Source organism: Streptomyces hygroscopicus, assembly GCF_026168105.1.
In the GTDB taxonomy this organism is placed as follows: domain Bacteria; phylum Actinomycetota; class Actinomycetes; order Streptomycetales; family Streptomycetaceae; genus Streptomyces; species Streptomyces hygroscopicus_D.
Genome location: NZ_LBMW01000068.1, coordinates 26192 through 33776, shown reverse-complemented (window position 1 = coordinate 33776; position 7585 = coordinate 26192). Strand labels below are relative to the sequence as shown.

Annotated in this window: 6 protein-coding genes; 4 read left to right on the top strand and 2 right to left on the bottom strand. The window is 64.3% G+C overall.

Features of this window, described 5'->3' with window-relative positions; translation table 11 throughout:
* The first annotated feature begins 356 nt into the window (after nucleotides 1–356).
* Nucleotides 357–1553: an alkaline phosphatase family protein gene (locus AAW14_RS36070; RefSeq protein WP_265568674.1), complete on the top strand. Its 1197-nt coding sequence runs from the start codon at nucleotides 357–359 to the stop codon at nucleotides 1551–1553.
* Nucleotides 1554–1980: 427 nt separating this feature from the next.
* Here AAW14_RS36070 and AAW14_RS36065 read toward each other — a convergent pair whose 3' ends face one another.
* On the bottom strand, nucleotides 1981–2415 hold the full coding sequence (locus tag AAW14_RS36065; protein WP_265568673.1) for a helix-turn-helix domain-containing protein: 435 nt from the start codon (nucleotides 2413–2415) through the stop codon (nucleotides 1981–1983).
* A 278-nt stretch (nucleotides 2416–2693) separates the two neighbouring features.
* Here AAW14_RS36065 and AAW14_RS36060 point away from each other — a divergent pair, with 278 nt between their 5' ends.
* On the top strand, nucleotides 2694–3455 hold the full coding sequence (locus AAW14_RS36060) for an AfsR/SARP family transcriptional regulator (RefSeq protein ID WP_265568672.1): 762 nt from the start codon (nucleotides 2694–2696) through the stop codon (nucleotides 3453–3455).
* A 30-nt stretch (nucleotides 3456–3485) separates the two neighbouring features.
* Here the strand turns inward: AAW14_RS36060 and AAW14_RS36055 are convergent, their stop codons facing one another.
* Nucleotides 3486–4514: a bifunctional lysylphosphatidylglycerol flippase/synthetase MprF gene (locus tag AAW14_RS36055; RefSeq protein ID WP_265568671.1), complete on the bottom strand. Its 1029-nt coding sequence runs from the start codon at nucleotides 4512–4514 to the stop codon at nucleotides 3486–3488.
* Between the two features lie 277 nt (nucleotides 4515–4791).
* Here AAW14_RS36055 and AAW14_RS36050 point away from each other — a divergent pair, with 277 nt between their 5' ends.
* Together AAW14_RS36050 and AAW14_RS36045 are read left to right on the top strand one after the other, a co-directional pair.
* A complete protein-coding gene (locus AAW14_RS36050; protein WP_265568670.1) occupies nucleotides 4792–6426 on the top strand; it encodes an aldehyde dehydrogenase family protein in 1635 nt (544 codons plus the stop codon).
* Between the two features lie 16 nt (nucleotides 6427–6442).
* Entirely contained in the window at nucleotides 6443–7579 is a 1137-nt protein-coding gene (locus tag AAW14_RS36045; RefSeq protein ID WP_265568669.1) for an acyl-CoA dehydrogenase family protein, read from the top strand.
* Nucleotides 7580–7585: the final 6 nt, after the last annotated feature.

Below are 7585 nucleotides of genomic sequence, written 5' to 3'. Positions count from 1 at the left end.
TCGACGCACCATTCGACACCGGATGTTAAAGATCAAGTTAGGACCCGGCGTGCACCCCACACCGCCCGAGAACAGCGTTCCACCGCACGGGCTCGCAGCGGCCACGGTAGGACCCACCGTGCTTTCTGCCGCGCAGGACGCATCGGACGCGGCGTGCCGCGGAAAGCAGTCGAATGATCCTCCGCGAAGGCCGGGCGGTCCTCCGCCCCGTGAACAATCAAGTCGGCAGTGACTGAAGGATTGTTGACGGACCACAGGGAGAAGTTCAGCCAACGGACGAGTGCGGGCGGAGGCGCCGGAACCGCTGGTTCCTTCACCGTGCTGGGTGCCCCCCACCGAGTTGGAGGAGGTTGCACATGGATCCGCACCGACGACTGGCCAGAAGGCTGCTGACCTTCGTGGCCGCGCTGCTGGTCGCCCTGACGCCGACGATGTCCGGTGGCGCTGCGTCCGCGCAGACGGCTGGGGCCGTTCCGGCGTTCGACCACGTCTTCACCATCCTGATGGAGAACCATTCGTACAACGAGATCGTCGGCAACAGCCAGGCGCCGTACATCAACTCGCTGGTCAGCCAGAACGGCATCGCGTCGAACTACTTCGCGGCCGGCCACCCGAGCCTGCCGAACTACCTGGAACTGACCGGTGGATCGAACTTCGGCATCACCACCGACTGCAACCCGTCGCAATGCACGGTGAACCAGCCGAACATCGCGGCGGACCGAATCACGCCGGCCGGCAAGACCTGGAAGGCCTACGAGGAATCGATGCCGGCACCCTGCACGCTGTCCGACTCGGGCGAGTATGCGGTGCGGCACAACCCGTTCGTCTACTACACCGACATTCAGACCACGTCGCAGTGCAACAACGACGTGCCGTACGGCCAGCTCGCCACCGACCTCGGTTCGACGACCACCACGCCGAACTACGCGTTCATCACTCCGAACCTGATCGACGACATGCACGACGGCACGATCGCCCAAGGCGACACCTGGCTGTCGCAGAACGTGCCGACCATCCTGAACTCCCCCGCCTTCACCAGCCAGAACTCGGTGCTCAACATCGTGTGGGACGAGGACGACGGCACCCAGGGCAATCAGGTGGCCTCGATCGTCATCAGCAAGTCGACCACGGCCGGGTACCACTCGACCAACCCGTACAACCACTTCTCCTGGCTGGCCACGATCGAGTCTGCATGGGGTCTCGCTCCGCTGACCAGCAACGACGGCGGCGCCACTGCGATGTCGGACTTCTTCGTGCCGCAGGTCGGCCAGACCCTGCCCGGTGTCCCGACCAACGTGACCGCCACCGCCGGTCGCCGGCAGGCGACCGTCACCTGGACACCGCCTGCCAGCAACGGAGGCTGCTCGATCACGCAGTACAACGTGGTCGGCTCCCCCGGCGGCAGCGCGACCGTCAGCGGCACCTCGACCAGCGCCACCGTCACCGGCCTCACACCCGGAACCAGCTACACCTTCACCGTATCGGCCACCAACTGCGTAGGCGCCGGCCCCGCCTCGCCCCCGTCCAACCCGGTCGTCCCGACCAAGCACTGACTCCGCCGGGCGCCTCTGAGTGCGACACCGCTCAGGGGCGCCCGGACTTGGGAACGCGGGCAACCACGGCGGGCAACAACGGCGGGCAACAACGTGGGTCATCGAACTTGAGCGTCCGCTTCGCCAGGTCTTCTGACGGGTCGCCACGGTGCGTGAGCTGACGGCTGCTGCCCCGGGCCAGGCCTCGACGAACTGAGCCGCCGGGCCGCGCGGGAGTCCCGCCTTGGTGTTCCAGGCAGTGCGGTTGATCGGGCCGCGCCGTCACCCGATACGTAACCGTGCTGAAAAGGCTCACTGTCCGCGCCCGGCCACACGGAGAACGACTGGATGTCGCCCGACACGAGGGATCGCTGCAGAGCAATCCAGCCAACCTGCCGTCGTGGCCCAGGTGCTACGCCCCGCGCAACACAGAGACACTCGGGCACCTCTACATCCGCCGTGCCCCAGGTCGGTCGGCCGCAGTCGCGGTGAGGATTCCACCCAGGAGACAAGCGAGGCTCCCCAGGGATTCTGCGTCGCGCTCCTGCCTCATCAGGTGGCCCACCTTTCGCAGCTCGGCATTCACCTGCCGAAACACCTGCTCATCCAGGAGATAGGCCCAGCGCCCAATCCCCAGGCCGCGCGTGACCTTCACCAGCGTTTCGATGGTCAGATTCGTGCCTTCCGCCGACTCCGCTGCGACCAGAGTGCGTTTCGAGACACCCGTACGCTCAGCCAACTCAGAGAGAGTAAACGGCCCCTCTGGGTGATATTGGCGGACATGGCGCAGGCGCCGAGCGATCGCGGGCATCACCGCCCCGCCCTCCCGCCTGTCCGGGGGCGGGTCGAATTCCCGGTTCCATCCGGTGCTGCTGCTGGCCATTTCCAGACCTCCAGGTGCAATTTATTGCGACGTCGGCAGCAAGAACTTGAAATTTATATTGACCGTCACATCACATCGCCCTAAACTCGCAACCAGCTATGGGAACGGGGGAGACACGTGAAGACGCAAAAACTCGGTTTCATCGTACGAGAAAAGATCGAAATGTCGCCGGCTCCTCATGCGAGGAGGCGACGATCGATTGCCGTCCATGAATTCATCCCATGCACCTCGAGTGTCTCGCACAGGAACATTCCGTACCGGGCATCGAGGGAACATACATGCTGGTGAATCTCCTGGGGGTCACGGAGGTGATCGAGGATGGGATTTCGGTCGCAATGACCGGTGAGAAACTTCGGGCCATCATCGCAACCCTCGCCCTCTCACCCGGAATTTCTGTTTCCTCGAACGACCTCATAGATGAGTTATGGGGAGAGCGTCCGCCAAGGAATGCCGCAAACTCCCTGCAAAGCCACATCGCCCGACTGCGTCGAATCCTTGCGGAAGGTTCGGGCAAGCCGGATGTGCGCGAGGTCATCGAGACCAGTTCCTCCGGATACATACTGCGTATCAACGCCTCCGACGTTGACGCTCTCCGGTTCGAACAGTACGTGGCCTCGACGGAACGCATCGGAAGTCATTCGCCGCAGCAGGTGGCCGACCGGCTTACCGAGGCGCTCGCGCTGTGGCGAGGACCCGCACTTCTGGACGCAGGTCCCGGAATGATCTGCCGAACCGCCTACGCAGGCCTTGAGGAGACTCGACTCATCGCCCACGAGCGGCTGATCGACGCACGGCTCGCGCTGGGCAAGTACCAGAGCCTGGTCCCGGAGATCGAACAGCTTTATATGCAGTATCCCCTGCGGGAACGGTTCTGCGAGCAGTTCATGACTGCGCTGTATCATTCGGGCCGCCAGGCGGAGGCACTTGACGCCTATCAGCGCACACGTCACCGTCTCGCCCACGATCTGGGACTCGAACCGAGCAAGAGGCTGCAGGCAGAGTTCCAGAAAATACTGAGCCATTCGTCGGTGGGACGGTGAATCGACCTCTGAATCGACACCCCCTCTCCGTCATATGGAGTTCGTCACCCTGAGGATCTGCCAGATGGCTCCGGGGCGCACACTGCCCTCGAAGGCAAGGTATTCCGGAAGTACCAGGTCGGGCCCCCACTTCTCCTTGTAGGCAAGCTGGCTGCGGGCCGGGTAGACGGCCTCGCCATGCTCTGCGAGGAGTCTCATGAATTTCGCCGTGAGCGGACTGTGCCGAGGCAGCTCATGCTCGGGACCCAGCCCGGTGAACGGAGTGAAGCCGAAATGCAGCCATTCGGCTCCCTCTTTCCGGAAGATGTCCATGGCTGTGGAGTTCAGAGCCTCCATTACGCCGGGCGGAGCTTCCGCGACCCGTCGGCTCAGGTCATGCAGCCACCCAGGGTTGGAGCCGTAGGAGGGCGAGTAGGAGATATAAGCGACCGGCGTCTCGTCCAAGATGCCGACGAAGAGCCTGCGATATTCCTGGACGGACCCTCCGAGCTGCCCCACCAGGAATTCGATCTCCTTGACGTGCCGGCCCTTTGAATTAAGCCAGTTCTTGTCGATCTGATCCATTTGTTCAGCGTACCGACTGAAATCCGCTTCGCGCACCTCCAGCCCACTCCGTTTGGCGCGCGATATCTTGTTCCGGAGTTTTACGAATTTCGAACCTCGCAGCGAGAACTCCGGCAGTTTGACCGAGTACGATGCGCCGACCTGGTTGACCACGAACCCTTCGGATTCATACAGCCCGGCATCTGCCGCCTGAAGCTGTATCGCGGTGATGCGTCGCCTCTCCTTTTCCGCGAACTTCTTGAACTCCCGCAGCAGTGTTACCCGCTGTTCCATCGGGGCGAACACTCCCCCGAATTGGATGAGGTATCGGCCGGCCCTGCGGTAGACGATGGCCCCGTCCTCTCCGGGAGCGAAGAAGGCTTCGTTTCCGGTGTTAAGGCCAAGAAAGGCGCTCGGGTTGTCCGCGTACTTCTCGATTGCCGACCTGATCAGTGACCTTCCCAGGTCACCCAGGGAATCTGGATCCGTCTCGGCCTGCGCCCCTGACCGCTTCATGGAGGAACCATCCCTTTCACGTCACCTCGCCGCATCATCTGAGTGGGTAGCGTAGCGACTTCTTCAACAATGCTTCTGACAAGACGGTTTCAGCGGGCTGTCAGCGCTTTTTCAGTGGCCACTGCCAGGATCTGGAGAACTTCGAAACACCCACCGAGAACATGAACAGCGACAGCAGGGAGTGAGAGTGGGGATCACGCAGTTGTCCCTCCCGGATCCGACGCCACCCAGTCCAGCACTCGAAAACCAGACCCCCCTCAGGTCCTATTCTTCCTATGTGGGCGGGCAGGACTGCGAAAGTGACGCCTGGGTGTATGTCGTGGATTCCGCGGTGTTGCTGGACGATGCGTTCGCGAGTCTGTCACTCAAGCGGAAGCTGGATCAGGGGCGCATCGCGCCGGAGTCGCTGCCACCGAGCATCGTCGGTCGTGTCGCCAAAGCCGACCGGGCGACCGTCGAGGCGGCGTTGGAAGCCGCTTCGGCTGCCGCGCCGGTCTGGGCGGCCTTCCCGCTGGAAACCCGACTGGACGAGGTCGGCGAGCTGCTCCGCCGAAGGCTGTCCGAGCGAGCCGAGGAGATCACACGGATCCTGGTCTCCGAAGGGCACCCGCTCGTCCTGGCCCGCTGGCAGGTCTCGGGAATGCTGGAGTGCTTCGGCCCGGAGTCGGTGGGTTTCTATCGCTCGCAGATGCACCAGGAGTTCCGGCAGGGCGAACGCCGTATCCAGATCCGCCGTCTCCCGGACGGTGTGGTGTGCCTGAACCCGCCGCACAATGCACCCCTTTCCAGCGCCTTGCTGGGCGTCACCTCCATCATGGCCGGCAACTCCCTGGTCGTACGCGCCCCGCGCAGCGCTCCCCTCGGCGTGATGTACGTACTGCACGAGGTGGTGAGGCCGGTGCTGGAAGAAGTCGGGGCACCCCCCGGCACTCTCAACGTGGTGTGCGGGGATCCCGCGCCGATGCTGTCGGCGTGGGTGGACAGCCCCCATGTGAACGACATCATGTACTTCGGCAGCAGCGAGAACGGCGTCCGGTTCCAGGAGCGTTGCATCGCGGCCGGGAAGAAGCCGATTCTCGAACTCGCGGGCAATGACGTGGTCGTGGTCTGGAAGGACGCCGACCTGGAGCTGGCGGCCGAAGCGTTGACGGAGAGTTTCTACGGCTCGGGCCAGCTCTGCATGATTCCCAATCAGGTGTTGATGCATCCCGACATCGCCGATGACCTCGTCGCACGCCTGATCCGCCAGATCGGCCACATCCGGCCCGGACGGCCGGGTGAGGAGGATGTGCTGCTCACTCCTGTGCTGCGAAACGAGAAGTTCTTCAGCTGCCTTCGTGACGCCTTGGACAAGGGCGCCGAACTGGCCTGCGGCGGACACGCCATGCAGGTCGACGAAACCCGCGATGCCACCGGCATCTTCCTCGAACCGACTGTCATAGTACTGCGCGGACTTGAGGGCGCACGCGAGGTCGACGCCGTACGTCATGAGACGTTCTTTCCCCTGTTGCCCGTCGTGGTGGCGGAACCTGCGCCGGACGGCGTTCTCCTGGAGCGCTTCGTCGAGTACATGAACAGCAATGAGTACGGCCTGCGCAATTCGGTGTGGGCGACGTCCTCAACGGTGGTCGACACCTTTCTCAACCGGATTCGCACCGGCGGGCTGCTGAAGATCAACGACTCCCACATCGGTTTTCTCCCCTATCTGCCCACACACGGCGGAACCGGACTGACCGGAGGAGTCTTCGGCGAGGCCAACTATCCGATTCTGCGCACGAGCCACATCCAGGGCGTCAGCATCAGCTCCGGATCCAGGCCTCGGGACGCGGTTTTCGGTGGGTGGAGGGCCCTTCGGCGGAACGGCTCTCGAAGCACGCCCAAGTCGGTTCACCCCAACGATTCCCAACCGTGAGGAGTCGCGAGCTCTCATGCATTCACTCGACGCAGCACGGACGACCTGTGAGACCTTCCTGCCCGGGCTCCTGGGCAGACTCGCCGAGGTGCCGCTGACCGAACTGGAGCAACCGGGCAGCCCGTCCATCGATCTCTTCCGTTCGCACGGCGGTCCCGGCCTGGTGATCCCCAAGATCTACGCCGGCGCCGGGGCAACCCCGATCCAGGCGCTGGAAGTCACACGCGCCCTGGCGGCGGCCGCCCCGTCCCTGGCCGTCGCGACCACCATGCACCACTTCTCGGTGGCGACACTGTTCACACTCGCAGACAGTCTGCAGAGCAGTGGTGTGGAGTGGGCGCTCCTGGAAGGCATCAGCGCGCAGAACCTGCTGGTGGCCTCCGGCTTCGCGGAGGGGCAACCGGGGCGCGGGATCCTCGCCCCCACGATGACCGCGCGGGCCGTCGACGGCGGCTACACGATCAACGGCGCGAAGAAGCCGTGCAGTCTGTCCCGGTCGATGGATCTGCTCACCGCGAGCGTGGCCCTGCCCCGAGCAGCCGGCGGCAGCGACATGGCCGTGCTGCTCGTGCCCCGGGCGGCCGAGGGCATCACCGTGCAACCGTTCTGGTCGAGTTGGGCGCTGGCCGGTGCCGAGAGCGACGAGGTCCGGCTCACCGACGTGTTCGTCGACGAACAGCAGGTCATGCGCACCGAGTTGGGCGACGCCGGTGAACTCGACGAGCTGCAGACGGTCGGCTTCATCTGGTTCGCGCTCCTCATCTCCGCCTCGTACGTGGGGATCGCCAGCGCGCTGGTGGAGCGTGTGCTGGCTCGCGGGCGCGGCAGCGACTCCGACCGTGCCCATCTGGTCGCACGGCTGGAGTCGGCGATGTTGCTGCTGGAGGGCACGGCCCGCATGATCATGGACGGTGAGACGGGAAACGTCGCCCTCGGCAAAGCCCTGTTGGCGCGCTTCGGTTGCCAGGACGCGCTCGGCGAGACGGTGCGCCAGGCCGTGGAGTCACTCGGGGGCATGGCGTTCATCGAGTCCTCCGACGTCGCCTACCTCGCCGCCTCCTCGCACGGTCTCTCCTTCCACCCCCCGTCCCGCTCCAGCTTCGTCGGCCCCTTTCTTGAACACGTCGACGGCCGACCGCTGCGGCTGACATGAGGAGAG